19 protein-coding genes and 1 pseudogene are annotated in these 25,771 nt (G+C 71.5%); 14 read left to right on the top strand and 6 right to left on the bottom strand.

From position 1 onward, the window contains the following. The first annotated feature begins 29 nt into the window (after positions 1–29). A complete protein-coding gene (gene polA, locus OG251_RS09460; RefSeq protein ID WP_326676736.1) occupies positions 30–2,741 on the top strand; it encodes a DNA polymerase I in 2,712 nt (903 codons plus the stop codon). Between the two features lie 206 nt (positions 2,742–2,947). Here the strand turns inward: polA and OG251_RS09455 are convergent, their stop codons facing one another. Next, positions 2,948–3,850, bottom strand: a complete 903-nt coding sequence (locus OG251_RS09455) for a DUF4184 family protein (protein ID WP_326676735.1) — start codon at positions 3,848–3,850, stop codon at positions 2,948–2,950. Between the two features lie 187 nt (positions 3,851–4,037). Here OG251_RS09455 and OG251_RS09450 point away from each other — a divergent pair, with 187 nt between their 5' ends. The 3 genes from OG251_RS09450 (at position 4,038) to OG251_RS09440 (ending at position 7,135) form a co-directional block, all read left to right on the top strand. Continuing rightward, on the top strand, positions 4,038–5,753 hold the full coding sequence (locus OG251_RS09450; protein ID WP_326676734.1) for a lytic transglycosylase domain-containing protein: 1,716 nt from the start codon (positions 4,038–4,040) through the stop codon (positions 5,751–5,753). A 177-nt stretch (positions 5,754–5,930) separates the two neighbouring features. Further along, complete coding sequence (locus tag OG251_RS09445) at positions 5,931–6,068, top strand: SPW_0924 family protein (RefSeq protein WP_185301468.1); 138 nt, start codon at positions 5,931–5,933, stop codon at positions 6,066–6,068. 107 nt (positions 6,069–6,175) lie between these two features. Beyond that, positions 6,176–7,135: a DUF3068 domain-containing protein gene (locus OG251_RS09440; RefSeq protein ID WP_326676733.1), complete on the top strand. Its 960-nt coding sequence runs from the start codon at positions 6,176–6,178 to the stop codon at positions 7,133–7,135. Here the strand turns inward: OG251_RS09440 and hrpB are convergent. Further along, positions 7,122–9,620 (bottom strand): ATP-dependent helicase HrpB, encoded by a 2,499-nt coding sequence (hrpB, locus tag OG251_RS09435; RefSeq protein ID WP_326676732.1) that lies wholly within the window; start codon positions 9,618–9,620, stop codon positions 7,122–7,124. The two genes, OG251_RS09440 and hrpB, sit on opposite strands and share 14 nt — an antisense overlap. Positions 9,621–9,891: 271 nt before the next feature. Next, positions 9,892–10,704, bottom strand: a complete 813-nt coding sequence (locus OG251_RS09430; protein ID WP_326676731.1) for a class I SAM-dependent methyltransferase — start codon at positions 10,702–10,704, stop codon at positions 9,892–9,894. 416 nt (positions 10,705–11,120) lie between these two features. Between OG251_RS09430 and rpsA the strand changes: the two genes are divergently transcribed. Next, on the top strand, positions 11,121–12,641 hold the full coding sequence (gene rpsA, locus OG251_RS09425; RefSeq protein ID WP_073720327.1) for a 30S ribosomal protein S1: 1,521 nt from the start codon (positions 11,121–11,123) through the stop codon (positions 12,639–12,641). 137 nt (positions 12,642–12,778) lie between these two features. Here rpsA and OG251_RS09420 read toward each other — a convergent pair whose 3' ends face one another. Continuing rightward, positions 12,779–13,741, bottom strand: a complete 963-nt coding sequence (locus OG251_RS09420) for a right-handed parallel beta-helix repeat-containing protein (RefSeq protein ID WP_326676730.1) — start codon at positions 13,739–13,741, stop codon at positions 12,779–12,781. A 459-nt stretch (positions 13,742–14,200) separates the two neighbouring features. On the opposite strand from OG251_RS09420, the gene OG251_RS09415 reads away from it, so the two are divergent. The 3 genes from OG251_RS09415 (at position 14,201) to OG251_RS09405 (ending at position 16,225) form a co-directional block, all read left to right on the top strand. Next, a complete protein-coding gene (locus OG251_RS09415) occupies positions 14,201–15,139 on the top strand; it encodes a PAC2 family protein (protein WP_326676729.1) in 939 nt (312 codons plus the stop codon). A 31-nt stretch (positions 15,140–15,170) separates the two neighbouring features. After that, a complete protein-coding gene (coaE, locus tag OG251_RS09410) occupies positions 15,171–15,773 on the top strand; it encodes a dephospho-CoA kinase (RefSeq protein ID WP_326676728.1) in 603 nt (200 codons plus the stop codon). Positions 15,774–15,856: 83 nt separating this feature from the next. Next, positions 15,857–16,225 (top strand): tetratricopeptide repeat protein, encoded by a 369-nt coding sequence (locus tag OG251_RS09405; protein ID WP_266808148.1) that lies wholly within the window; start codon positions 15,857–15,859, stop codon positions 16,223–16,225. A gap of 151 nt (positions 16,226–16,376) precedes the next feature. Here OG251_RS09405 and OG251_RS09400 read toward each other — a convergent pair whose 3' ends face one another. Beyond that, positions 16,377–16,697 carry a DUF6343 family protein gene (locus OG251_RS09400; protein WP_326676727.1) on the bottom strand — a complete coding sequence of 107 codons (321 nt, stop codon included), beginning with the start codon at positions 16,695–16,697 and terminating at the stop codon, positions 16,377–16,379. Between the two features lie 68 nt (positions 16,698–16,765). Here OG251_RS09400 and OG251_RS09395 point away from each other — a divergent pair. Both OG251_RS09395 and OG251_RS09390 read left to right on the top strand, forming a co-directional pair. Continuing rightward, positions 16,766–17,883, top strand: a pseudogene (locus tag OG251_RS09395) (ADP-ribosylglycohydrolase family protein). Between the two features lie 85 nt (positions 17,884–17,968). Next, complete coding sequence (locus OG251_RS09390; protein WP_326676726.1) at positions 17,969–18,664, top strand: class I SAM-dependent methyltransferase; 696 nt, start codon at positions 17,969–17,971, stop codon at positions 18,662–18,664. 115 nt (positions 18,665–18,779) lie between these two features. Here the strand turns inward: OG251_RS09390 and OG251_RS09385 are convergent, their stop codons facing one another. Continuing rightward, on the bottom strand, positions 18,780–19,175 hold the full coding sequence (locus OG251_RS09385) for a hypothetical protein (protein ID WP_326676725.1): 396 nt from the start codon (positions 19,173–19,175) through the stop codon (positions 18,780–18,782). A 232-nt stretch (positions 19,176–19,407) separates the two neighbouring features. Here OG251_RS09385 and OG251_RS09380 point away from each other — a divergent pair, with 232 nt between their 5' ends. The 4 genes from OG251_RS09380 (at position 19,408) to OG251_RS09365 (ending at position 25,771) form a co-directional block, all read left to right on the top strand. Next, positions 19,408–20,445 carry a slipin family protein gene (locus tag OG251_RS09380; protein ID WP_326676724.1) on the top strand — a complete coding sequence of 346 codons (1,038 nt, stop codon included), beginning with the start codon at positions 19,408–19,410 and terminating at the stop codon, positions 20,443–20,445. A 206-nt stretch (positions 20,446–20,651) separates the two neighbouring features. Beyond that, positions 20,652–23,624 carry a DEAD/DEAH box helicase gene (locus tag OG251_RS09375; RefSeq protein WP_326676723.1) on the top strand — a complete coding sequence of 991 codons (2,973 nt, stop codon included), beginning with the start codon at positions 20,652–20,654 and terminating at the stop codon, positions 23,622–23,624. Continuing rightward, a complete protein-coding gene (locus OG251_RS09370) occupies positions 23,621–24,913 on the top strand; it encodes an SWIM zinc finger family protein (RefSeq protein WP_326676722.1) in 1,293 nt (430 codons plus the stop codon). Before OG251_RS09375 ends, OG251_RS09370 begins: the two co-directional genes overlap by 4 nt. A 126-nt stretch (positions 24,914–25,039) precedes the next feature. Then, positions 25,040–25,771, top strand: a complete 732-nt coding sequence (locus tag OG251_RS09365; RefSeq protein WP_266808164.1) for a DUF7873 family protein — start codon at positions 25,040–25,042, stop codon at positions 25,769–25,771.

Raw genomic sequence — 25,771 nt, 5'->3', positions numbered from 1 at the left:
TGTCAGTGGGCCGTGGCAGGATCGGGGGCGTGGCTGAGACGGCATCGAAGAAGACGGCAGACAACCGACCGCGCCTGCTCCTGATGGACGGGCACTCCCTGGCGTACCGGGCGTTCTTTGCGCTGCCTGCGGAGAATTTCACGACGGGGGCGGGGCAGCCGACGAACGCTGTGTACGGCTTCGCGTCGATGCTGGCGAACACGCTGCGTGATGAGGCGCCCACGCACTTCGCGGTGGCTTTCGACGTGTCCCGCAAGACGTGGCGTTCGCAGGAGTTTCCCGAGTACAAGGCGAATCGCTCCAAGACCCCCGACGAGTTCAAGGGGCAGGTCGAGCTCATCGGCGAGCTGCTCGACGCGATGCACGCGGACCGGTTCGCGGTCGACGGTTTCGAGGCGGACGACGTCATCGCGACGCTTGCCACGCAGGCCGAGGCGGCGGGCTTCGAAGTGCTGATCGTCACCGGTGACCGGGACTCGTTCCAGCTGATCACGGACAACGTGACCGTGCTGTATCCGACGAAGGGTGTCTCCGAGCTGACGCGGTTCACCCCGGAGAAGGTCGAGGAGAAGTACGGGCTGACGCCGCAGCAGTATCCGGACTTCGCGGCGCTGCGCGGCGACCCGTCGGACAATCTGCCGGGTATCCCGGGGGTCGGGGAGAAGACGGCCGCGAAGTGGATCAACCAGTTCGGTTCGTTCGCGGAGCTGGTGGAGCGTGCGGACGAGGTGAAGGGCAAGGCCGGGCAGAATTTCCGGGATCACCTGGACGCGGTGCGGCTGAACCGCAGGCTGACCGAGATGGTCCGCGATGTGGAGCTGCCGAAGGTCCCGGCGGATCTGGAGCGTGCGCCGTACGACCGCACGGCGGTCACCGGAGTGCTGGATGTTCTGGAGATCCGTAACCCGAGCCTGCGCGAGCGGCTGCTGGCCGTCGACCCGGGTGCGGCCGAGGACGAGGGACCGGCTCCGGCGGCCGGTATCGAGCTGGACGGTGTGGTGCTGGGCGCGGGTGAGGTCGCCCCGTGGCTGGCGGCCCATGGCGGGCAGCCGCTCGGTGTCGCCACCGCCGACACCTGGGCGCTGGGCAGCGGAGCGGTGACGGAGGTCGCGCTCGCGGCCGCCGACGGCGCCGCCGCCTGGCTGGACCCGGCGCAGCTCGACGAGGCCGATGAGCAGGCGTTCGCGGCGTGGATCGCGGATGCGGCGCAGCCGAAGGTCATGCACAACGCGAAGAGCGTCATGCGGGTCTTTCCCGAGCACGGCTGGCAGGTCGAGGGCGTCACGATGGACACGGCGCTGGCCGCCTATCTGGTGAAGCCGGGCCGCCGGTCCTTCGCCCTGGACGCGCTGGCCGTGGAGTATCTCGGCCGGGAGCTGGCCCCGGCCGCCGCGGCCGACGGGCAGCTGGCGTTCGGTGCCGACGACCGGGCGGAGGCCGACGCGCTGATGGCGCAGGCGCGTGCGGTCCTGGATCTCGGTGACGCGTTCACGACGCGGCTGAAGGAGGTCGGGGCGGCCGGGCTGCTGCATGACATGGAACTGCCCACCTCGATCCTGCTGGCCCGTCTGGAGCGGCACGGTATCGCCGCGGACCGGGCCCATCTGGAGGGAATGGAGCAGCAGTTCGCCGGTGCGGTGCAGCAGGCGGTGAAGGAGGCGCACGCGGCGGTGGGCCGTGAGTTCAACCTCGGTTCTCCCAAGCAGCTCCAGGAGGTTCTCTTCGGCGAGCTGGGCCTGCCGAAGACGAAGAAGACGAAGACGGGTTACACGACGGACGCGGACGCGCTGGTCTGGCTCGCCGGGCAGACGGAGCACGAGCTGCCGGTCATCATGCTGCGCCACCGTGAGCAGGCGAAGCTGCGGGTCACCGTCGAGGGTCTGGTCAAGACGATCGCGGCGGACGGCCGTATCCACACCACGTTCAATCAGACGGTGGCGGCGACCGGCCGGCTCTCGTCGACCGATCCGAACCTGCAGAACATTCCGGTCCGTACGGACGAGGGGCGGGCGATCCGCCGGGGCTTCGTCGTCGGTGAGGGCTTCGAGTCGCTGATGACGGCGGACTACAGTCAGATCGAGCTGCGGGTGATGGCCCATCTCTCGGAGGACGCCGGGCTGATCGAGGCGTTCACGTCGGGGGAGGACCTGCACACGACGGTCGCCTCGCAGGTGTTCGGCGTCGACAAGTCGGCGGTCGACCCGGAGATGCGGCGCAAGATCAAGGCGATGTCGTACGGGCTGGCGTACGGGCTCTCCGCGTTCGGCCTCTCCCAGCAGCTGAACATCGAGGCCGGTGAGGCCCGTGGGCTGATGGACACCTACTTCGAGCGGTTCGGCGGGGTGCGCGACTATCTGCACCGTGTGGTGGAGGAGGCCAGGGCCACGGGTTACACGGAGACGGTCTTCGGCCGCCGCCGTTACCTCCCCGATCTCAACAGCGACAACCGCCAGCGCCGTGAGACGGCCGAGCGGATGGCGTTGAACGCCCCGATCCAGGGGACGGCCGCCGACATCGTGAAGGTCGCGATGCTGAAGGTGGACCGGGCGCTGACCGAGGCGCGGCTGACGTCACGGATGCTGCTCCAGGTCCATGACGAAATCGTCCTGGAGATCGCGAAGGGCGAGCGCAAGCGGGTGGAGGAGATCCTTCGCCATGAGATGTCGACGGCGGTGGAGCTGCGTGCGCCGCTGGATGTCTCGGTCGGCGTGGGCACGGACTGGGAGTCCGCCGCACACTGATCCGCCGCGTACGGATCTGTCCAGCTCTGATCCGTCCAGCTTCGATCCGTCGAGCTTCGGTCCGTCGAGCTTCGGTCCGTCGAGCTTCGGTCCGTCGAGCTCCGATCCGTCGGGGCGGACCCGCGCACGGCGGGCCCGCCCCGACGGACCGCTGTTTCAGCCGCCGGTTCGGTCGCCGGACCGGCGGTTCAAACCGGCCGCCGGTTTCAGCGCGGTCCCGGACGGGAGCGTTCCGCGGATTCTCCGGGCGGGTGTGTGGCCGTGGGGTCCGGTGCGGGCGTGGCCCGGTCCGCCGGGGGCCGGCCGGTGCCGCGCATGCGCAGCCGTATCCCGGCCCCGTACAGCACCAGTCCGACGGCCAGTCCGGCACCGGCGCCGAAGCACGCGGTGGGGATGATGTCGAGCGGGGTCGCGATGTGCCCGAAGTAGGCGTACCAGCGGGCGCACCGGTGGAGGACGCCGAGGAGCACGCAGAGTGCCAGCAGACCTCCCGCGAGCCAGCGCTCCCGCCGGTCGAGCACCGGGACGGCCGGTGGCACCGGGGCAGGCCCGGTCCGGCGCAGCGCGGTGACGGTGAACCAGGCGAGCACCGTGAGGGCCACCGCCGAACTGCCGTACTGCACCACCTGGAACACCGGGTGGCCGCCGATGCTCCGGGTGAGCACCGGCAGCAGTTCCGTACCCCACCGGCTGTGGTGGGTGAACGCGTCCCATACGACATGGCTGCTCGCGCCGATCGCCGCCGAGAGGACGAACCACACCCCGTCCAGCGGCCCGAGGGACGCGCGGTCGCGCCGCCGCCCGCTGACGAAGGCGTGTACGCGCCCCTGCTGGGCGGCGGGCAGCAGCGCCACCAGCGGCTCGCGCAGCAGCAGCCACACGGCCACCAGGATCGCCGTGATCAGTACATCCACGGTGAACACACCCCAGAGGGCGTGTGTCACCTCGCCGAACTCCATCGCTCCTGGGATCACCGAATCCGCGAAGTAGGTGATGTCGGGCGCGAACGAACCGGCGACGAGCGCGGAGGCGAACAGGGGGCCGCGGCCGGTCCCGTCGCGCCGGATTCCCGGGAGTACGGCGGCGGCATGACTGAGCGTGAACGGCATGTCGGCCAGTATGCGTGAGCGCTGCGTGGCCGCCGGGGGGGTCCCGTACGTCTCGCGTTCATGAACGTGAGAAAACAGTAAGAACCGGTCAACGCCCGGTGTTCGGGCGGTACAAGTTGTCGTAGGGTCGCCTGAGTCCTCGCGCTGGGGAGCGCGAGCAGCCGTCGACGGGGAGGGACCAGAACGTATGGCAGCGCAATTCGGCCGCCGACTGCGCAGGGGGGCCACGACCACTGCGGTGGCCGCAGCTGCCGTCGCGGCGCTCTCGGCCTCGCAGGCAGCACCCGCCGCATCACTGGCCGACACCTCCGGTGGCGGTGACCAGCAGGCGGCCGGTGCCGAGTCCGGCGACGGCGCGGCCACCGGCAACTCGCCGTACTACACGGATCTGCCGCCGCTCGTCACGCCCGACAAGCCCGGTGCGTCCAGCAATCTCCCGGTCACCGGCAGTGCGGAATCAGGCATTCCGGCCTCGATCCTGGCCGCGTACAAGCAGGCCGAGCAGACCATCGCGGGCACCGACGCCGCCTGCCGTCTGCCCTGGCAGCTCCTCGCGGCGATCGGCAAGGTCGAGTCCGGTCAGGCGCGTGGCGGCCGGGTCGACGCGAACGGCACCACGTTCTCCCCGATCCTGGGCCCGGCCCTCAACGGCCAGGGCTTCGCGCTGATCAAGGACACCGACGGCGGGGAGTACGACGGCGACGCCACGCACGACCGCGCGGTCGGCCCGATGCAGTTCATCCCGTCCACCTGGGCCACCTGGGGCCAGGACGCCAACGCCGACGGCCGCAAGGACCCCAACAACATCTACGACGCGGCGCTCGCCGCCGGACGCTACCTCTGCGCCGGAACCCGCGATCTGGCCGTCGCGGCCGACCTCGACCGTGCCGTGCTGAGCTACAACCACTCGCAGGAGTACCTGCGGACGGTGCGCTCCTGGTTCGACTACTACAAGCGCGGCACCCACGAGGTCCCCGACGGCACCGGTGCGCTCCCGACCGGCCCCGGCAGCGGCTCCTCGCCGAGCCCGTCGCCCTCCCCGAAGCCGTCCCCGTCCGGCCCCGGCCCCAGCACCGGTCCGGGCCCGTCCAAGCCGGGCGACGGCGGCACCACCCCGAAGCCCAAACCGCCCACGACCCCGACCCCGAAGCCGACGCCGTCCAACACGTTCGGCAGCATGGAGAACGCGGGCACCGGCACACTGAGCGCCACGGCGGGCGGCGTGTTCACCGAGCGGATCAAGGTGCGGGCCAAGAACACCCTCGGCGCCCCGCTCGCCAAGGTCTCCGTCACCTTCACCGTCACCGGCGGGACCGACACGCGCTTCGCGGGCGGGAAGACCACCGTGAAGGTGGCCACCGGAGCCGACGGCACCGCCACCGCACCGGAACTGAAGGCGGGGGAGAAGACCGGCGGGTTCAAGGTGACGGCCGTCGCGGGCACCACCGAACCGCGCACCACCCTCACCTACGCGGCGAGCGTCACCGCACGCCAGGCGGACAAGATCATCCGGACCGGCGACAAGGCGCTCGTCGCCGCGCCCGGAGCCGAGTTCGCGGACGCCGTCGAGGTGAAGGCGACCTACAAGGACGCGGTCGCCGCGGGGGTCGCGGTGACCGCCACGATGATCACCGACGACGAGAAGCCCGTCGAGAACGGCAAGGGCCCGTACTTCAAGGACGCGAAGGGCAAGACGGTCCGCACCCTCGCGGACCTGAAGACCGGCGCCGACGGCCTGCTGAAGCTCCCGAAGATCTACGCCGACGACGCCACCGGCACGTACAAGCTGCGCCTCACCACCGAGGGCGGCGCCACGGTCGTCATCGAGCTCACGATCGAAGCGACTCCGACGGCCCCGGCGACCCCGACAGCCCCGATGCCCCCGGCGACCCCGGCGGCCTGACCTCCGGCACCGGGCAGCCGTATCGTCCGGCTGTACCGGACAGCCCCACCGAACAGCCCCTTCACCGGCACCCGGTGAAGGGGCTGTTCTACGTGTTCTCATCTCGCGCCCCGATTGCTACGGTGCCCCAGCCCTGACTGACGATGCATCAGATCTTCGCTCCCCGGGAGGCCGAGCATGCGTGCCCTCGTCGCCGCCGCCATCGGACTGGCCGCCGCCCTCGCGCTCGTGTTCACCGTCACCGCGATCGGCGCGCCGCCCGGAGAGACCTCGCCCAAACCTCTGCTGACCACGGTCCCGGGCCCCAAGAGGTAGCCGATCACGCCGGAAGCTCACACCGGCAGTTCACGCCGGAAGCTCACACCGGCAGTTCACGCCGGAAGCTCACGCCGGAAAGAACGAAGCAGAGGGAGGACTCCACCATGCGCCGCCGAGCCAGCCTCGTACTCCTGGCCTTCGCCGTCTTCTTCGCCGCCATGTCGCCACTGCTGCGCTGGTACGCGTTTCCCCGGCTGGCGAAGATCCCGCCGAGCCAGTACCAGGAGACGGTCCTGGAGGCGAAGCCGGCCACGCTCCTCGACTACTCCACCCTGAAGGCCAAGAAGGTCGACAAGGTCACCATCGTCCAGACCCTCAAGGGCAACGTGGAGGAGTCCGAGAAGATCGAGCGCAGCTCCGGCCGTGATGTCGTCGTCTGGGACGCGCTCTCCTACATCCAGGGCCCCGACGGCAAGATGGTCTCCCAGATCCCCGAGCGCTACATCTTCGACGCCCACACCCAGGCGCCCGTCCACGCCACCGGCGAAATGGTCGACGGCGACCCGGTCCGGCGCGAGGGCATCGAGTACAAGTGGCCCTTCCTCACCGAGAAACGGGACTACGAGTACTTCGACGCGCAGAGCCGTACGACCGCGCCCATCCACTACAAGGGCACCCGTACGTTCCGCGGCATGGACGTCTACTACTTCGAGCAGACCATCCCCTGGACCAAGGTCCCCATGCCGCAGAAGATGCCGCTCAAGGGCGTCACCGCCGAGCAGGTCACCAGCACGGGCATGACCCGCTGGTACTCCACCAAGCGGATGTTCTGGGTCGATCCGGTCACCGGCGCACCCGTCAACGGCGAGGAGATCCACAAGGAGGAGATGCGCGACGCGAAGAAGATGGGGATGCCCGAGGACACCGTCACCGCGTTCGCCGGACACGTGAAGATGCGCGAGGACTACATCGTCGCCACCGTCGACCAGGTCAAGTCCCAGCGTGTCCTGATCCTGCTGCTCACCTCCTACCTGCCCTGGGGCTTCCTGTTCGCCGCCGCCGGACTCCTCGCCCTCGCCCTGTGGCTGGAGGCGCGTTCCCGCCTGGCCGCTAGTCCCGCCTGAGCCGCGCCGAGGTGAACCGGGTCGCCTCCATCGTCGTCGGGTCCTCGGGCCACGGATGCTTGGGGTAGCGCCCGCGCAGCTCCGCCCGCACGGCCCGGTAACCCTCCCGCCAGAAGGACGCCAGGTCCGCCGTGACCGCCGCCGGGTGTCCGGCGGGGGAGAGCAGATGGACCAGGACCGGCACCCCGGCCACCCGCGGCGTCTCGCGCAGCCCGAACAACTCCTGGAGTTTCACGGCCAGTACGGGCTGTTCGCCGCCGTACTCCACCCGGACCCGCGAGCCGCTCGGCACCGCGATCCGCTCCGGGGCCAGCTCGTCCAGCCGCGCGGCCTCACCGGTCGCCCAGGGCAGCAGCCGCCGCACGGCCTGCCCCGCGTCGATCCGGGCCAGGTCCGAGCGCCGCCGGGCCCGCGACAGCTCCGGCTCCAGCCACTGTTCGGTACGCGACAGCAGGGCCTCGTCCGACACATCCGGCCACGGCGCCCCCAGCACCCGGTGAAGAAACGCGAGCCGCAGCCGCAACTGCTCGCCGTCCCGGGTCCATCGCAGCAACCCGAGCCCCTCCCGGCGCAGCCCCTCCACCAGAGCCCCGCGCACCAGCTCCGGGTCCGGCCGCTGCAACGGCCGCACCGCCAGCTCCACCGCCCCCAGCCGGTCCACGGAACGCGCCACCACGTCGCCGTCCACCCAGCGGACCTCCTCGCCGCGGAACCGCAGATGCCCGGCGGCCAGCCGGGCGGTCTCCTCGTCCACGACGGCCGCCAGCCGCACCTGGGCGGAGGCCGCGTGCGCGGGCCGGTCCGCGACCGCGACGGCCAGCCAGGGCGCGCTGCGCAGCCGCGAACCCTCCCGCAGCTCCGCCCCCGTCCCCGACACCATCAAGAACGCCCCCCGACCCCGAGCCCGCGCCACCCGCTCCGGAAACGCCAGTGCCGCCACCAGCCCGGCGGCGGCATCGTCGGAACCGGCCTCCCCCCTCATTTCCCCGACCGACGAGGACAGCCGCCCGACCTCCTGCCGCCAACGTGCCGCGTAGCCGTCGCCACCCCGGCGTGCGGTACGCAGCGCGGCCGCCAGATCGTCCCCGTAATCCCTGGGCGGCTCCTCGCTCAGCAGCGCCACCACCTCCGCGGCCCGCCGCCCGCCGACCTCCGCCGCCCCGTCCAGCAGGGCCCGCGCCAGCCGGGGGTGCAGACCCATCTGCGACATCCGTACGCCGCGTTCCGTCACCCGCCCCGTCCCGTCCACCGCGCCGACCGCCGTCAGCACCTCCCGGGCCGCGCCCATCGCCCCTGCGGGCGGCGGATCGAGCAGCGCGAGTCCGGTGGCGTCCGGATCGCCCCAGCACGCGGCCTGGAGGGCGAACGCCGCGAGATCGGCGACCTTGATCTCCGGGGACGGGAACCGGGCCAGGCGCCCGTCCTCCGCCTGCTCCCAGCACCGGTACACCGCACCGGGCGCCTCCCGCCCCGCCCGGCCCGCCCGCTGCCGGCCCGCCGCCTGCGAGGCCCGTACGGTCGTCAGCGCGCTCAGCCCCCGTGCGTGGTCGGTGCGCGGCTCCCTGGCCAGCCCCGAGTCGACGACCACCCGCACGCCCGGCACCGTCAGGGACGACTCCGCCACCGAGGTCGCCAGCACCACCCGGCGGCCGGTGGACGACCCGGCCAGCACCGCGTCCTGCACGGCGGCCGGGGCCCGGCCGTGCACCTGGAGCACCTCGGCCGCCACCCCGGCGAGCTGCCCGGCCACCCGGCCGATCTCACCGACACCGGGCAGGAAACACAGCACGTCCCCGTCCCGCTCGGCGAGCGCCCGGCGCACCACCGAGGCCACATGCGTCAGCAGCGCCGGATCGACCCGCATCCCGTGGGGCGGGCGCACCGGTCGCGCGGGAGGCGCCCACACCACTTCGACCGGGTACGACACCCCCTGCGCCGCCACCACCGGGGCGTCGCCCAGCAGCCGCGACCAGCCCTCGGCGTCCGTCGTCGCCGACGCGGCCACCAGCCGCAGATCGGGCCGGATCGCCTCCCGTACGTCGAGCAGGAACGCGGCGACGGTGTCGGCGTCCAGATGCCGCTCGTGGCACTCGTCGATGATCACGACGTCGACCCCGGCCAGTTCCTGGTCGCGCTGGAGGCGCTGGAGCAGTACTCCGGTGGTCACGACCTCCACCACGGTGTCCCGCCCCACCAGGCGCTCGCCCCTGACGGTGAAGCCGACCCGGCCGCCGGCCCGCTCGCCCAGGAGCCAGGCCATCCGCCGTGCCGCCGCCCGTGCGGCGATCCGGCGCGGCTCGGCGACCACGACCCGGCGGACGGGGCCGCCACCGGTCAGCCCGGCCAGGACCAGGGGGACGAGGGTCGTCTTCCCGGTGCCCGGCGGCGCGCAGAGCACCGCCACACCCCGGTCGTCGAGCGCCCGCTCCAGGGCGGGCACGGCCGTGCGTACGGGCAACTGCTCCAGGGCTTCGGTACGGATCACGCCCCCAGTCTGGTCCAGGACCCCGGCGCGGATCACGCCCCCGGTCCCGTACGCGCTCCCGCCGGGGCTGCTCGCGCGCTCCGGCGCGAGTCTCCTGCGCGCTCCCGTCGGGATTCCCCGCGCGCTCCGGCGAGAGCTTCCGCGCGCTGCCCACTCAGCTTCCCTGCGCGCTCGCCGCCGGCCTCCCCGCGCGCTCCCGGCGCACGCTCCCTCGACGGGCGGGGCGAGCCTTCCTGCGCGTTCCGCGCGAGCTTCCGTGCGTCCCCCGGGCTCAGTCCCGCTCGCAGACGAAGATCGCGGTCCCCGGGATCAGGTTCCCGCGCAGCGGCGACCAGCCGCCCCACTCCTGGTTGTTCCAGGCGGGCCATTCCGGTTCGACCAGGTCGACCAGCCGGAATCCGCCCGCCACCACGTCCCGCACCCGGTCACCGAGTGTCCTGTGGTGCTCGACGTAGACGGCGTCGCCCCGCTCGTCCTGCTCGACATAGGGGACGCGGTCGAAGTAGGAGGCGGCGACCGAGAGGCCCTCGGGCCCCGGCTCGTCCGGGAACGCCCAGCGGATCGGGTGGGTCACGGAGAAGACCCAGCGTCCGCCGGGCCGCAGCACCCGGCGCACCTCGCGGAACACGCGCACGGGGTCGGCGACGAACGGCACCGCGCCGTAGGCGGAGCAGGCCAGATCGAAGCTGCCGTCCCGGAACGGCAGCTTCCCCGCGTCCGCCTCGACCAGCGGGACGTCCTCGCCGATCCTGAGGGCGTGCTGGAGCTGGCGGTGGGAGAGGTCCAGCGCCACGGGCCGCGCCCCCTGGCCGGCCAGCCAGCGGGAGCACTGGGCGGCGCCGGCGCCGATCTCCAGGATGTCCTGGCCCCTCAGCGACGCGGCGGGCCCCAGCAGGGCGGCCTCGGCCTCGTCGAGCCCTTCGGGGCCCCAGACGAACCGGTCGTCGCCGAGGAAGGCTCCGTGGTCGTTCTGGTACTCGTCGGCGTTCCGGTCCCACCAGCCGCGACTGGCCCGGCTGCTCTCCGATTCCCCCGCGTCGCGGCGGGTCGCTTCGGGTTCGGACCCGTGGATCTCTTGGCTCATCGTGCCCGTCGTTGTAGTTTGCCTTCACTCGCCGGCGCGCGGTACATATCCGGAGGTACTCGGCGGTACCGGTGGAGTACGGATGCGCGTGGGCGAAACCTTGCCGTGCGTCACCGCGGCCGACGCGGCCCCGGAGAACATGAGTTGTGCCGGGTATGGGCTGTTGCGCCCCGGGTGTGCGCCTTCGCGCATTGACCCTGTCCGGCTGCCCCCGTATGCTACAAGTTGCGCCGCGAGCCTGCGCGCTTCAGACCTAGCAGGCCGCGCTCGCATCTGTTGTGTGACCCTCGGTTGTCGAGGCGCCTCCCGGTCACGGGTCGGGCGCTTTCCAGGCTGTCCGGCTGCTGCAGAGGCGATACGGGCTTACGGCGTAGCAGTACCTACGACTCACTGTCCGTACCGGAGCCCTTTCCCACATGACGAGCAGCACCGAGACCACCGCCACCACTCCGCAGGTTGCGGTCAACGACATCGGCGACGCGGACGCGTTCCTCGCGGCGATCGACGAGACGATCAAGTACTTCAACGACGGCGACATCGTTGACGGTGTCATCGTCAAGGTTGACCGGGACGAGGTTCTCCTCGACATCGGTTACAAGACCGAAGGCGTCATCCCGAGCCGCGAGCTCTCGATCAAGCACGACGTCGACCCGAACGAGGTCGTCAAGGTCGGCGACGAGATCGAGGCCCTGGTTCTCCAGAAGGAGGACAAGGAAGGCCGCCTGATCCTCTCGAAGAAGCGCGCTCAGTACGAGCGTGCCTGGGGCACCATCGAGAAGATCAAGGAAGAAGACGGCATCGTCACCGGTACCGTCATCGAGGTCGTCAAGGGTGGTCTCATCCTCGACATCGGCCTCCGTGGCTTCCTCCCGGCGTCGCTCGTCGAGATGCGTCGTGTCCGCGACCTTCAGCCCTACGTGGGCAAGGAGCTCGAGGCCAAGATCATCGAGCTGGACAAGAACCGCAACAACGTGGTCCTGTCCCGCCGTGCCTGGCTCGAGCAGACCCAGTCCGAGGTTCGCCAGACGTTCCTCACGACCCTGCAGAAGGGTCAGGTCCGCTCCGGCGTCGTCTCCTCGATCGTCAACTTCGGTGCCTTCGTGGACCTGGGTGGCGTCGACGGTCTCGTGCACGTCTCCGAGCTCTCCTGGAAGCACATCGACCACCCCTCCGAGGTTGTCGAGGTCGGCCAGGAAGTCACCGTCGAGGTTCTCGACGTCGACATGGACCGCGAGCGCGTCTCCCTGTCGCTCAAGGCGACGCAGGAAGACCCGTGGCAGCAGTTCGCCCGGACGCACCAGATCGGTCAGGTCGTCCCGGGTAAGGTCACCAAGCTCGTTCCCTTCGGTGCGTTCGTGCGCGTCGACGAGGGCATCGAGGGTCTGGTCCACATCTCCGAGCTGGCCGAGCGCCACGTGGAGATCCCGGAGCAGGTCGTCCAGGTCAACGACGAGATCTTCGTCAAGGTCATCGACATCGACCTCGAGCGTCGTCGCATCAGCCTCTCGCTGAAGCAGGCCAACGAGTCCTTCGGTGGCGACCCGGCCTCGGTCGAGTTCGACCCGACGCTGTACGGCATGGCCGCGTCGTACGACGACCAGGGCAACTACATCTACCCCGAGGGCTTCGACCCCGAGACCAACGACTGGCTCGAGGGCTTCGAGGCTCAGCGCGAGGTGTGGGAGACCCAGTACGCCGAGGCGCAGACGCGCTTCGAGCAGCACCAGGCTCAGGTCATCAAGTCCCGCGAGGCCGACGAGGCCGCTGCGGCCGAGGGCGCTGCTGCCCCGGCCGGCGCGGCTCCGGCAGCCTCCGGTGGCACCGGTGGCGGCGGCGGCGGTTCGTACTCCTCGGAGTCCGCGGACAACTCCGGCGCCCTGGCGTCGGACGAGGCCCTGGCCGCGCTGCGCGAGAAGCTGGCGGGCGGCCAGAGCTGACGCTCTGACCCCCTTCGCTCCTCGGCTGTGACAGCTGTAGAGCAGTAAGTGAGGCCCGCTCCCTTCGGGGGGCGGGCCTCACTCGTGTTCCAGGGGGCAGGTTCCGCGGGGGTGCGGGGCTTGCGATGGTGCGGTGGCTACGGGGTGACGGCGATGTTCGTCAGGCCCTTGCCGCCGGTGACGGTGTTGCTGCCGTACACGGTGGTCCGGCAGCCGGTGCTGCTGTTGGTGACGTTGATGGCGAGCTGCTTGTCCCCGGTGGCGCCGGAGAGGTTGGAGGCGTTGTTGCGGAAGACGGTGCCGCAGCCCCAGCCGCTCTGCTGGGTGTGGGTCTCGTAGCCGTTGTTGGTGGTGCGGGAGCCCTTGTTGTCCTCGACCAGGACGTTGTTGCCCTTCACGTCGACCCAGGAGTCGTCGTAGTTGGCGCCGGTGAGCCCGTTGCCGTCGAAGGTGTTGCCGATGATCTTCGCCCCGGTGGTGCCTTCCTTGATGTCGACGCTCTCGCCGCCGACACCGGGGCCGATCGTGTTGTTCAGGATCTGGGCGTCGTCGCTCCGGTCGCCGAGGTCGCCCGCCGTACCGACGTACACGCCCTCGCCCATGCCCCGGCCGTCGTGCCCCGTGTCGTAGATCCGGGAGTTCTTGAGGACCCCGTTCCTGCTGGACTTCCGGAAGTGGACGCCCTCCATGTCGAGGTCGTGCACGGTCACCGAGTCGATGAGGACGCCGTTCGCGGTGTCGGTCATGATGCCCTTCTGGCCGCCGGTGACCGTGATGCCCCGGACGGTCCAGTAGGAGGCGCCGTTGAGGTGCAGCCCGTAGCCGCCGCCCGCGGTGAGCACCGCTTTCGCGGAACCGGTGAGGGTGATCCGGGCGCCGGAGGTGCCGGGGGTGGTGGCCTTGAAGTTGCCGGTGTACGTGCCGTCGGCGAGCCGGATCGTGTCGCCGGGGGCGACGGCGGTGAGTGCCGACTTGAGCTGGGCCGCGGTGCTGACATCGATGACGGCCGCGGCGTTCGCCGGACCGGCGGCGACGAGGGTGAGGCCACCGGTGGCGAGGGCGGCGGCCAGCAGGGCGGTGAGTGAAGTGCGGGTGCGCATGGGGGTGCCTTCCCGTCGGAGGTGCGGATTCGCAGCTTTCTCGAACGCTGCACACGTTCTTGTACGTGAATGTGGGGCGCGTCTGTGAACGTGTGCTGCCCAGTGACGGTAGGGACCGGGGATGGTCGCGTCAAGGTCTGGACCAATAATCGACCCGTAGGGCCCCCTTCCGGGCGGGCGGCAGGGGCGACTTCGCGCTCGGCGGGGGGCCGGGCCGCTGTCGTGCCGGTGGCCGCAACTCCACTGCGCGTAGAAGGAGTTCGTCGTCGGTGTCTGCGGCCGTGTTCCCCGGTGGGCCGGCGGGCGGCCGCTCAACGGGGCGGGCGGACGGGGACACTTCACCGGTGGACGCACCACGCACCAGGGGCCTCACGCAATCACCCGGGAAAGGGCACGGGCGGGGAATGCCCGTGCTCCCGGGGGTGTTCTTCTCTAGGAACACGAGGAGGAGCGGTAACCGTGCCTGATCCGCAGAGTTTGTACGAATGGGAGCCGAAGGGCCTGGCCGTCGTCGACATGGCGCTGGCGCAGGAGTCGGCCGGCCTGGTCATGCTCTACCACTTCGACGGATACATCGACGCGGGTGAGACCGGGGAGCAGATCGTCGACGGTCTGCTCGAAACGCTGCCCCACCAGGTCGTGGCCCGATTCGACCACGACCGGCTCGTCGACTACCGCGCACGGCGCCCGCTGCTGACCTTCCGGCGCGACCGCTGGACGGCCTTCGAGGCCCCCACGCTGGACGTCCGGGTGGTTCAGGACGCCACCGGTGCCCCCTTCCTGCTGCTGTCGGGCCCCGAGCCGGACGTGGAGTGGGAGCGGTTCGCCGCCGCCGTCGAGCAGATCGTCGAGCGCCTCGGCGTACGGCTCGCGGTCAATTTCCACGGCATTCCGATGGGCGTCCCGCACACCCGCCCCGTCGGTATCACCCCGCACGGCAATCGCACCGACCTCATGCCCGGCCACCGCAGTCCGTTCGACGAGGCGCAGGTTCCCGGTTCCGCCGAGTCCCTGGTCGAATACCGGCTGATGGAGTCCGGTCACGACGTGCTCGGCGTGGCCACGCATGTGCCGCACTATGTCGCGCGCTCCGCGTACCCGGACGCCGCGCTCACCGCGCTGGAGGCGATCACCGCCGCGACGGGCCTGGTCCTGCCCACCCTCGCGCACTCGCTCCGCACGGAGGCGCACCGCACCCAGACCGAGATCGACCGCCAGATCGGCCAGGGCGACGAGGAGCTCGTCTCGCTGGTCGAGGGCCTTGAGCATCAGTACGACGCGGTCGCGGGCTCCGAGACCCGGGGCAACCTGGTGGCCGAGCCGGTGGATCTGCCGTCCGCCGACGAGATCGGCCGCGAATTCGAGCGGTTCCTCGCCGAGCGCGAGGGCGACGTCTGACGGGGCGGACCGGGGCCGTAGGCTGCGGCCCATGCTGAAAGTGGGCCTGACCGGTGGCATCGGCGCCGGCAAGAGCGAAGTGTCACGGTTGCTCGTCGGATACGGGGCCGTGCTGATCGACGCCGACCGGATCGCGCGTGAGGTCGTCGCGCCAGGCACCCCCGGACTCGCGGCCGTCGTGGACGCCTTCGGTACCGGAATCCTTCTTGCCGACGGCACGCTGGACCGCCCCGCGCTCGGTGCGATCGTCTTCGCGGACGCGGACCGCCTCGCGGCACTCAACGCGATCGTCCACCCCCTGGTCGGCGCCCGCTCCGCCGAACTGGAACGGGCCGCGGGCCCGGACTCGGTCGTCATCCATGACGTCCCCCTTCTCACCGAGAACGGCCTCGCCCCGCTCTACGACCTGGTCGTCGTGGTGGACGCCACCCCCGAGACCCAGCTCGACCGGCTCGTACGGCTGCGCGGTATGACGGAGGCCGACGCCCGCGCCCGGATGGCCGCCCAGGCGACCCGCGAGGAGCGCAGGGCCGTCGCGGATCTGATCGTCGACAACGACGGACCGCTGGAGGCACTGGAGCCCCGGGTCCGCGAGGTCTGGGACGAGCTGACCCGGCGGACCGCGGCTCACTGACCCGGCCTCCGTGGGGTCGACGGTCGGAATACCGCGTCCCGGACGGACGTTGGAGACCCGCGAGTGAAGGGAAGGATGCGACCGTGCCCGAGAGTAATCCGGAAACCCATGTCATCGATTTCCGTGCGGCGGAGCAACTGCTCGCTGCCCGGGATCCACGGGGCGCGGTCAAGCTGCTCGACTCGGTGATAGCCGCCCACCCGGAGAACACGGCGGCCCGGCTGCTGCGCGCCCGCGCGTTCTTCGCGGCAGCCCAACTGCGCCCGGCCGAGCTGGAATTCGAGCTGGTGCTGGAGCGGGAGCCGGACAACGCGTTCGCCCACTTCGCGTTGGCCCGGACCTTCCAGCGCGCGGGCCGGCCGGCGCAGGCCACCCGGCACTTCCGGCTTGCCGCCGCCCTCGACCCGAACCCGGAGTATCTGAAGGCGGCGCGCTTCGACGAGCAGGGCTGACGCCGGGGCCCGTGAGTGTCGGGCCCGGTGACTGAGGCTGCTGCGGCGCGTGGTCGTGCGCCATGCCGCCTCGCGCCGCCACGGTGTCCCGCGCCCCGCCGCGCGGCTCGCTGCCGTGCCCCGCGCCCCCGCTGCCGCGCCCGTCGGGTGCTCAAGCCGCCCGGTCGTGCGATCGGCCCGGACGCGGGTGCCCGGTGCGGTCGGGTTCGTACGGTGGGATGTTCCGGCCCGGCTGGTAGTGCGGCCCCTGATGGATGCGGTGGACGACCACGCAGAAGTCCACGACGGTGATCAACAGCAGTGCTCCGCAGGCCGCCGCCCAGCCCGGCCGACCGGCCAGCACGAAGGCCACCAGCCCGAAGAGCGCCCAGATCGTGCCCCATAGACTCAGCCAGAGCCGCATCCGCAGGGGACTGCGGGCGGTCGCGGGTTCACTGCCGGTACGCATAGGGATCGCCTCACCTACCAGCATGGACCCGCCGCGCGGCATTCGGAACAGCGACGAGCGGCAGACGGAACAGCGACAAGGGGGAGCGGCTTGTGAGCGGCGGGATACGGGAGGACGGCGCGGTCCGGCGGGCCCGGGTACGAGGCTGTCTGCTGGGCGGCGCGATCGGGGACGCGCTGGGAAACCCGGTGGAGTTCCTGTCGCTCGACGGCATCCGCCGGGCTTACGGGGAGCACGGTGTGCGCGGACCCGTCGCGGACGGGGACGGGGTCGTCGGGCGCGTCACCGATGACACGCAGATGACGCTCTTCACGGTCGAGGGCCTGATCAGGGCGCGGGTCAGAGCCTCCGCGAAGGGGATCGGCGGCGCACGCACGGCCATCGTGCGCCAGGCCTACCTGCGCTGGCTGGACACCCAGAACCATCCGTCCCCACCGGCCCGGGGCGGCGACGACCTCATACGGACGGGGTGGCTGCGGCAACAGCCCTGGCTGTACGCGCGCCGGGCCCCCGGCCATGCTGCCTGACCGGACTCGCGGCCGGTCACACGCCGGACGGAAACACTCCGCTCTCCGTGCCGGGGCCGGTCAACACCGGCTCCAAGGGCTGCGGGACCGTGATGAGGTCTGCCCCGTTCGGGCTGATGGGGGAGCCCTCGTGGGTGGTGTTCGAGGACGCCGCCCGGTGCGCGAAGATCACCCACGGCCACCTCACCGGTGCGTACGCCGCCGGGGCGTTCGCCGCGATCGTCACCCACCTGCTGGAGGGCGAATCGACGGAGGGCGCCGTGCTGCGGGCGATGGAGCTTCTCGCCCGTCATCCCGGCCACGAGGAGACGACGGCGGCACTGCGGGCAGCGGTCGACCTGGCCGCGAGGGGCAGGCCGACCGCCGAGAAGGTGGAGTCGCTGGGGGCGGGCTGGGTGGCCGAGGAGGCCCTCGCCATCGCCGTGTACTGCGCGCTGGTCCTGCCGGGCGCCCGGGACGTGGAGCGGGCGCTGCTGCTCTCGGTCAACCACTCGGGCGACAGCGACTCCACCGGATCGGTCTGCGGAAATCTGCTCGGTGCCCGGCACGGTGACGGCCAACTCCCCTCTTCCTGGCTCGCGTCGACGCAGGGCCGCGCCGTGATCGCCGAACTGGCCGACGACTTGTCGATGGAATGCGAAGAGCCGGTGGACTGGCCCGCCGGCCGCTACCCGGGCTGCTGAGAGCGCCGGGACCCGTGCGCCACTCGCGGCGAGTGGACCCTCGTACGAGGGGAACGGCCGCCGGTGGCCGGACGTTTGACACGGTATGAGCGGACGACTGGTACGTGAGGGATATACGGGGACAGGGCCCGGCGTCATCACCCCGGACGGCTGCGCGGTCGAGCTGTACGCACGGCTGTCCGTGCGCGAGGAACCGGACGTGATCCAGGCGGCCGTGCCCGCCGGAGCGAGTGTGCTGGAGCTGGGCTGCGGCGCGGGCCGGGTGACGCGGCCGCTGGTCGAGCGCGGCTTCGCCGTGACGGCCGTGGACGAGTCGCCGGAGATGCTGGAGCGCGTCGGCGGCGCCCGCACGGTCTGCGGCCCCATCGAGTCGCTGGACCTCGGTGCGGAGAGGTTCGACGTGGTGATGCTGGCGTCGTTCCTGGTCCACGCTCCCGAGCACCGGGTACGGGACGCAATGCTGCGGGTCTGCCGCAGGCACGTGAAGGACGGCGGGGTCGTGCTCCTCCAGCGCGAAGGCACCGCACACCGCTCCGATCTGCCCTGGGAACGGGAGGACCCGGCGGGCGGCACCATACGGATCGTCTCGGCGGAGCCCGTCGGGGACGGGGTGCGTTCGGTGCACGCGGAGTATGTCTTCGACGACGCGCGGTGGACGCAGACCTTCCTGTCGCGGGAGCTGTCCCGGGAGGAGTTCGAGGGACATCTGGCGGCCGCCGGGCTCACCGTCGACCGGTATCTCACCGACGACGGAACGTGGGTGCGCGCACTGCCCGTGTAGCGGAGGCCCGGCCTCGGCGCCCGCCGGACCCGGGGCAGCCGGTCCTGCGGCGCGGCGGTCGGGCGGCGCCGGGGGCGTGGCCCGGCGGACCGGTGGGCCATGGGCTGCCCGCCGGTCAGTGCACGATGCTGTAGCTGCGCCAGGGGCGGCTGGGGGGTGCCTTGGTGTCGGTGAACGTGGTGGGCACATACGTCGTGTCGCGGCCGGTGCAGTTCCGGGTGCGGTACATCACGACATCGACCAGCGTCCGGTTCTCGACCTCGTGGACACCGGCGGGGGCCAGCCGGTGGCAGCCCTTGACCGAGGGGCTGTTCACCAGGATCACGGCGTCCCGTTCGGTGGAGTAGATGACCGGTCCGACGGCGGTGCGGCCGAGACCGGAACAGCCCGAGACGGCCAGGGTGAGGAGCGCTGCTCCGGCCGCGACCCCGAGGCGGCGGCGTCGGGGGCGGTGATCGGTCACGGTCGCGGGCGTGGTCGCGGGCACAGTCGCGTTCGCGGTCACGGACATGGGCGGGTCCTCGTCTGCTCGTCCGGCTCATCTGTACGTCACATGCTGTGCCTGTACGCCATGGGGGACGTCCCGGCGCTGGTCACGCTGCCCGCTCCGCGACGGCTCGGCATCCGGAGGGCGGCCGACCGGGCGAGCTTCGGCGCAACGGACGTTCGACGGGTGTGCATAGTGGGCATATCGTGTTAATAGAGCTCAATTGCTAAGACTTCGATCTTGTCAGGGGGCCGTCATGGTCCAGGAGCTGGTGATCGCGATCGTGGCGGTACTGTGCGTCGGCGCGCTGTACGCGGCAAGCGCGGCCCGCGTGGTCAAGCAGTACGAGCGCGGTGTGGTGCTGCGGCTCGGCAGGCTCCGCAACGATGTGCGAGGACCTGGATTCACCATGGTTCTGCCCGGCGTGGAGCGGCTCCGCAAGGTGAACATGCAGATCGTGACGATGCCGGTGCCGGCCCAGGACGGAATCACCCGGGACAACGTGACGGTCCGGGTGGACGCCGTCATCTACTTCAAGGTGGTCGACGCGGCGAGCGCGGTCGTCGAGGTCGAGGACTACCGGTTCGCGGTGTCGCAGATGGCCCAGACGTCGCTGCGGTCGATCATCGGTAAGAGTGATCTGGACGACCTCCTGTCCAACCGGGAGAAGCTGAACCAGGGCCTGGAGCTGATGATCGACAGCCCGGCCGTGGGCTGGGGCGTGCAGATCGACCGGGTGGAGATCAAGGACGTATCGCTGCCCGAGACGATGAAGCGCTCCATGGCGCGTCAGGCGGAGGCCGACCGGGAACGGCGCGCCAGGGTGATCAACGCCGACGCGGAACTGCAGGCGTCGAAGAAGCTGGCCGAGGCGGCCAAGGAGATGTCCACCCAGCCGGCGGCCCTGCAACTGCGACTCCTCCAGACCGTGGTCGCGGTCGCGGCCGAGAAGAACTCCACCCTCGTCCTGCCGTTCCCGGTGGAGCTGCTCCGCTTCCTGGAAAGGGCGCAGCAGCCGCAGCAGCACATCGCGCAACAACAGCCGCAGCAGCACATCGCGCCGCAGCCGCCGCAACAACAGCCGCAACAACAGCAGCTGCCGGAGGCCGTGCCGCCCGAGCCGCGGGAAAGCGCCCAGCAGGCGTCGCCCGTGCAGTCGGCGCCATCGCCGTCGATGCGACGGCCGTCGCACCTTCCGCAGCGAAAGGGTCCCTCGGGGTCCACCGCCGCTCCGGCAGCGGCGGACGCGGACACGGACGAGCGGTCCGGTGCCGAACCGTTCGCCCACCACTGACGTTCACCACGGACGTCCACCATCGACGTCCGTTCACCACTGACGTCCGTCCGCCGCTGATGATCGTCCGCCCTTGATCGCACTCCGCTCGCCGACGGTCCTGAGCTGCGGGAACGCGGCCAGGTCGGACGTTGTCAGACCCCCCGCCTAGACTCGCGGAGTCAGAGGGAACAGACACGGATCAGGGCGGGAGGGGGTGGCCGGAGATGACGGCACGGGACCTGCGGGACGCGCAGGACGCGCGTATCGGCCGCCTGCTGCGCTGCCCGGCGGTCTTCCTGCCCGCCGCCCTGCCGAGGGACGGCCGGATCGCCTTCTGGGACCCCGAGGAGCGCGCAGACACCGCGCGGGCCGGGAATCCGTTCGCGTACGCCGCCGATCCCGCACCGGCCGGAAGTCCCGCTCACGCCACCACCGAACCGACCGAACTGACCGTGGTCCGGCGGGACGGCGCGGACAGCACGCACGGCACGCACAGCGTCCGTGCCCGCACCGTGCCCGCGCTGCTGCTGCCCGTGGCGGACGCGCTGCCGCTGCTCGCCCTCGCCCGCCATCAGGCGTCCGCCCATCCCGCCACCCGCTGCTGGGGTGCCGCCGCGCTGCACGCGCTGAATCTGGTGGCACGCGGCAGACTGCTGCCCGGACTGACGGCCGACGACCACGACGCCTGGCGGGCCGGTCCGCGTGACGCCGAGGATGTCGCGCATCTGCGGGCCGTCGCCGCCGCCATGCCTCCCGAGGGGTACGCGGTGCCGGTGGACGACCTCGCGCCGCTCCGGCTCACCGACCCCGAGTTCCTGATCGGGGCCTTCCTCGACGCGGTCGCCGACACCCTGCCGCGTACGCCGGCCGCGGCCTACGCGATGGGCGCCCCGTTCGCCGCCCGGGAGGCCCAGCATCTTCCCGGCGCCGCCGCCTGGGCCGTCGAGGTCGCGTCCGGCCTGGACGCGGGTGTCCGGGTCTCGCTGCGGCTCGACCTCTCCGCGTACGAGCTCTTCGACACCGCGGACACCTACGCCGTCGCCGCGGACGGCCCCGACGGTCCCGGCAGCCCGGACGATCCCGCCGTACGCCATGCCGCAGCGGCCGTCGTCCAGGTGCACAGCCTCGCCGACCCGACGTACGTCATCGACGCCGCCGCCCTGTGGAACGGCGGGGGAGGGGAGCCGTTCGGACCCCGTGCCCAGGTCGACGCGGTGCTCGCGCTGCGCCGTGCCGCGCGCGTCTGGGCGCCGCTGGAGCGGCTGCTCGACCAGCCCGTCCCCGACGTGCTCGCCCTCACCGAGGACGAGCTGTACGAGCTGCTGAGCGATGCCGGGGCCCTCCTGACCGCGGCCGGGGTCAACGTCCACTGGCCGCGGGAGCTCGCCCGTTCGCTCACCGCGGCCGCCGTCGTCCGGCCCGCACCCGGCTCGGCCACCGACGGCACCTCGTTCTTCGACGCCGAGCAGCTCTTCGCCTTCAACTGGCAGCTGTCGCTCGGTGACGAGCAGCTGACCGAGGCAGAGATGGACACCCTGGCCGAGGCCCACCGCCCCGTGGTGCGGCTGCGTGACCAGTGGGTGGTCGTCGACCCCGCGCTCGTACGCAAGGCACGCAAGCGGGAGCTCGGCCTGCTCGACCCGGTGGACGCACTCGCCGTCGCCCTCACCGGCAGCGCCGAGGTCGACGGCGAACAGGTCGACGCGGTGCCGGCCGGCGCGCTGGCCGCGCTCCGGGCCCGGATCCTCGCCGACGACGCGACCGTTCCGCCACCGCCCGGCCTGGACGCGACCCTGCGCGACTACCAACTGCGCGGTCTGGCCTGGCTGGACCGGATGACCTCGCTCGGACTCGGCGGCTGCCTCGCCGACGACATGGGCCTCGGCAAGACGATCACCGTGATCGCCCTGCATCTGCACCGCGCCCACCCCGCGCCGACGCTGGTGATCTGCCCCGCCTCCCTCCTCGGCAACTGGCACCGGGAGATCAACCGCTTCGCGCCGGGCGTTCCGGTGCGCCGGTTCCACGGCACCGACCGGACCCTGACCGACCCGGACGGCGGTTTCGTCCTCACCACGTACGGCACGATGCGTTCCAGCGCGGCCCAACTCGCCGCACAGCCCTGGGGACTGGTCGTCGCCGACGAGGCGCAGCACGTGAAGAACCCGCACTCCTCCACGGCCAAGGCGCTGCGCACCATTCCGGCCCCGGCCCGCGTGGCCCTGACCGGTACCCCAGTGGAGAACAACCTCTCCGAACTCTGGGCGCTGCTCGACTGGACGACCCCCGGGCTGCTCGGCCCGCTCAAGGCCTTCCGGTCCCGGCACGCCCGGATCGTGGAGAACACCGGCACGGCCGCGGGCCTGGGCAACGACGAAGCGGTCGAGCGGCTGGCCCGGCTCGTCCGCCCCTTCCTGCTGCGCCGCAAGAAGTCGGACCCCGGCATCGCCCCCGAGCTGCCGCCGAAGACGGAGACCGACCACCCCGTCTCCCTCACCCGAGAACAGGTCACGCTCTACGAGGCGGCGGTGCGCGAGACGATGGCGCAGATCGAGGCCGCGGAAGGCATCGCCCGACGCGGCCTGGTGATGAAGCTGCTGGCCTCGCTCAAGCAGATCTGCAACCACCCCGCGCAGTATCTGAAGGAGGAGCCGACCCGGCTCACGGGCCGCTCCGGCAAGCTCGCGCTCCTGGACGAACTCCTCGACACGATCCTGTCCGAGGGCGGGTCGGTCCTGATCTTCACCCAGTACGTGACGATGGCCCGGCTCCTCTCCGCCCACCTGGCGTCCCGGGCCATCCCCTCCCAACTGCTGCACGGCGGCACGCCGGTGCCCGAACGCGAACGGATGGTGGACCGCTTCCAGGACGCCGAGATCCCGGTCTTCCTGCTCTCCCTCAAGGCGGCCGGCACCGGGCTGAATCTCACCCGTGCCGCTCATGTCATCCACTACGACCGCTGGTGGAACCCGGCGGTCGAGGAGCAGGCCACCGACCGGGCGTACCGCATCGGCCAGACCCAGCCCGTGCAGGTCCACCGGCTGATCGCGGAGGGGACGGTGGAGGACCGGATCGGTGAGCTGCTGGAGTCCAAGAGGGCCCTGGCCGACGCGGTCCTCGGCACCGGCGAGACCGCCCTGACCGAGCTCAGCGACCGTGATCTCGCCGATCTCGTCTCGCTCCGGAGGCCGGTGTGAGCCCCCGCCCCGCGCCGCGCACGGCGCCCCGGTCCCGGTCGGGCCCCGACGATCTGCGGCGGACCTTCGAAGCGGTGCCGGCCCGCACGTCCGCCGACGGGGAGCCCTTCGCGGACAGCTGGTGGGGACGTGCCTGGGTGGCCGCCCTGGAGTCCCTGTCGATGGACGAGGCGCGGCTCGCCCGCGGCCGTACGTACGCGGACGGTGGCCATGTCGCGGCGATCACCGTCACTCCCGGCCGCGTCGTCGCCTATGTCCACGGCAGCCGCCCCCGCCCGTACCGTGCCGAACTGCGCCTGCGCACCTTCACGGACACCGGATGGGACGCCCTCCTCGACGCGGTCGCCGCTCGCCCCGGGCATCTGTCCGCGCTGCTGGCCAAGGAGATGCCGCACTCCCTGGCCGAGACGGCCCAGGAGGCCGACACCCGGCTGCTGCCGGCCGCCGGTGACCTCGATCCGAGCTGCTCGTGCCCCGACCACGGCCGGCCCTGCAAACATGTCGCGGCGCTCTGCTTCCAGACGGCCAGGCTGCTCGACAGCGACCCGTTCGTCCTGCTGCTGATGCGGGGCAGGGGAGAGCGGGAGCTCCTCGACGAGCTGGGCCGCAGGAACGCGGAACACTCCGCGCGTGAGCGTCCCGCCGCCTCGGCCGCTCCCGCGGTGGCGGCCGGTGCGGCGCTGGCCGACCGGTTCCTGCCGCCGCTCCCCCTGCCCCTTCCGGTTCCCCCGCACCCGGGCCAGCCCCCGTCGTACCCGGATCTGCCGGGTGCGCGCGACCCGTTGGGCCTCGACCACCTCGCGACGGACGCGGCGGCCCGCGCCCATGGCCTGCTGACCACCGGCCGGGACCCGCTCGCGGGTCTCACCGCATGGCAGGACGCGGTCCGGCTGGCGGCTGCCCGTCCCACCGCCGGGCTCACCGCCACCACCCGGGCCCTCTACCGGGAGCTGGCCTACGCCACCGGCCGTACCACCACCGACCTGGCCCGGGCCGTCGCCGCCTGGCGTCAGGGAGATGCCGAAGGACTCACGGTTCTGGAAACCCCCTGGGACCCCCCGGCCGGGCCGTTCGACCGGGCCCGCCCCGCCCTGGCCGCCGCCGACTTCCCCCGCTTCCAGCCCTGGCGCAATCACCTCACCCACCCCGGCGGCGCGCTTCAGCTCCGCTTCGGTCACGACGGCCGCTGGTACGGCTACGAGTCCGATCCAGGCGCCGACGACTGGTGGCCCCGCGCCACCCCGGACACCGACCCGGTGAGCGCCCTCGAAGCCCTGCTGGGCGGCTGATCCCGGCCATGCGTGCCCCCGCTCCGGGGCCCGCCGGACCACTCGTGCCGACGAGGACGGATGCTGCGGCGCGAAGCCGTAAAAACCCTTTGGGCCAGCGAAGTTGACGGTGCTACGTTCCTGCGTGTGGCGAAACTCAATCAGATCATCGCAGTGGAGAAGGGCGTCAAGTCCAAGGCCCATCAGGACCTGACGGCGGCGCATCACGGCCTCCAGAAGGCCGGATTGCTGGCCGGGATCTCCCGGACCTACCAGCCGAAGGACGAGGAGGGCGAGCAGCTTCCGCCCGAGTCGACGCTGGTGCAGGTCAAGGCCGAGGACGTCCTGCGGGAGACCGCGGTGACGCTGACCCGGCTCTTCGACGTGACCGCCACGAAGGACTGGGCGAACTGCTCGGCCCGCGCCGATGTGCTGGTCGACGGACGGGTGCTGGTGAGTGCGGTGCCGGTGTCGTATCTGCTCTTCCTGGAGAAGCAGCTGACCGACATCAACACCTTCGTCCGCAAGCTGCCCGTGCTCGACGCCTCCGAGGCGTGGACGCAGGACCCCTCGACGGACTCCTGGAAGACCGAACCGGTCAGGACGCTCCGTACGAAGAAGGTGCCCCGCAACCATGTGAAGGCGGAGGCCACCGAGAAGCACCCGGCGCAGGTCGAGGTGTACTACGAGGACATCCCGATCGGGTACTGGACGACGGTGAAGTTCTCCGGGGCCCTTCCCGCGCGGCGCGTCAACGAACTGCTGGACCGGGTGGAAAAGCTCCAGCAGGCCGTGAAGTTCGCCCGCGAGGAGGCCAACGGCGGAGATGTCACCGACCAGCGGGTGGGTGATGCGGTATTCGGTTACCTCTTCGGGTGA

Origin of the sequence: Streptomyces sp. NBC_01237 (assembly GCF_035917275.1) — a bacterium.
Classification (GTDB): Bacteria; Actinomycetota; Actinomycetes; order Streptomycetales; family Streptomycetaceae; genus Streptomyces.
This window is presented reverse-complemented; position numbering and strand designations above follow the sequence as displayed.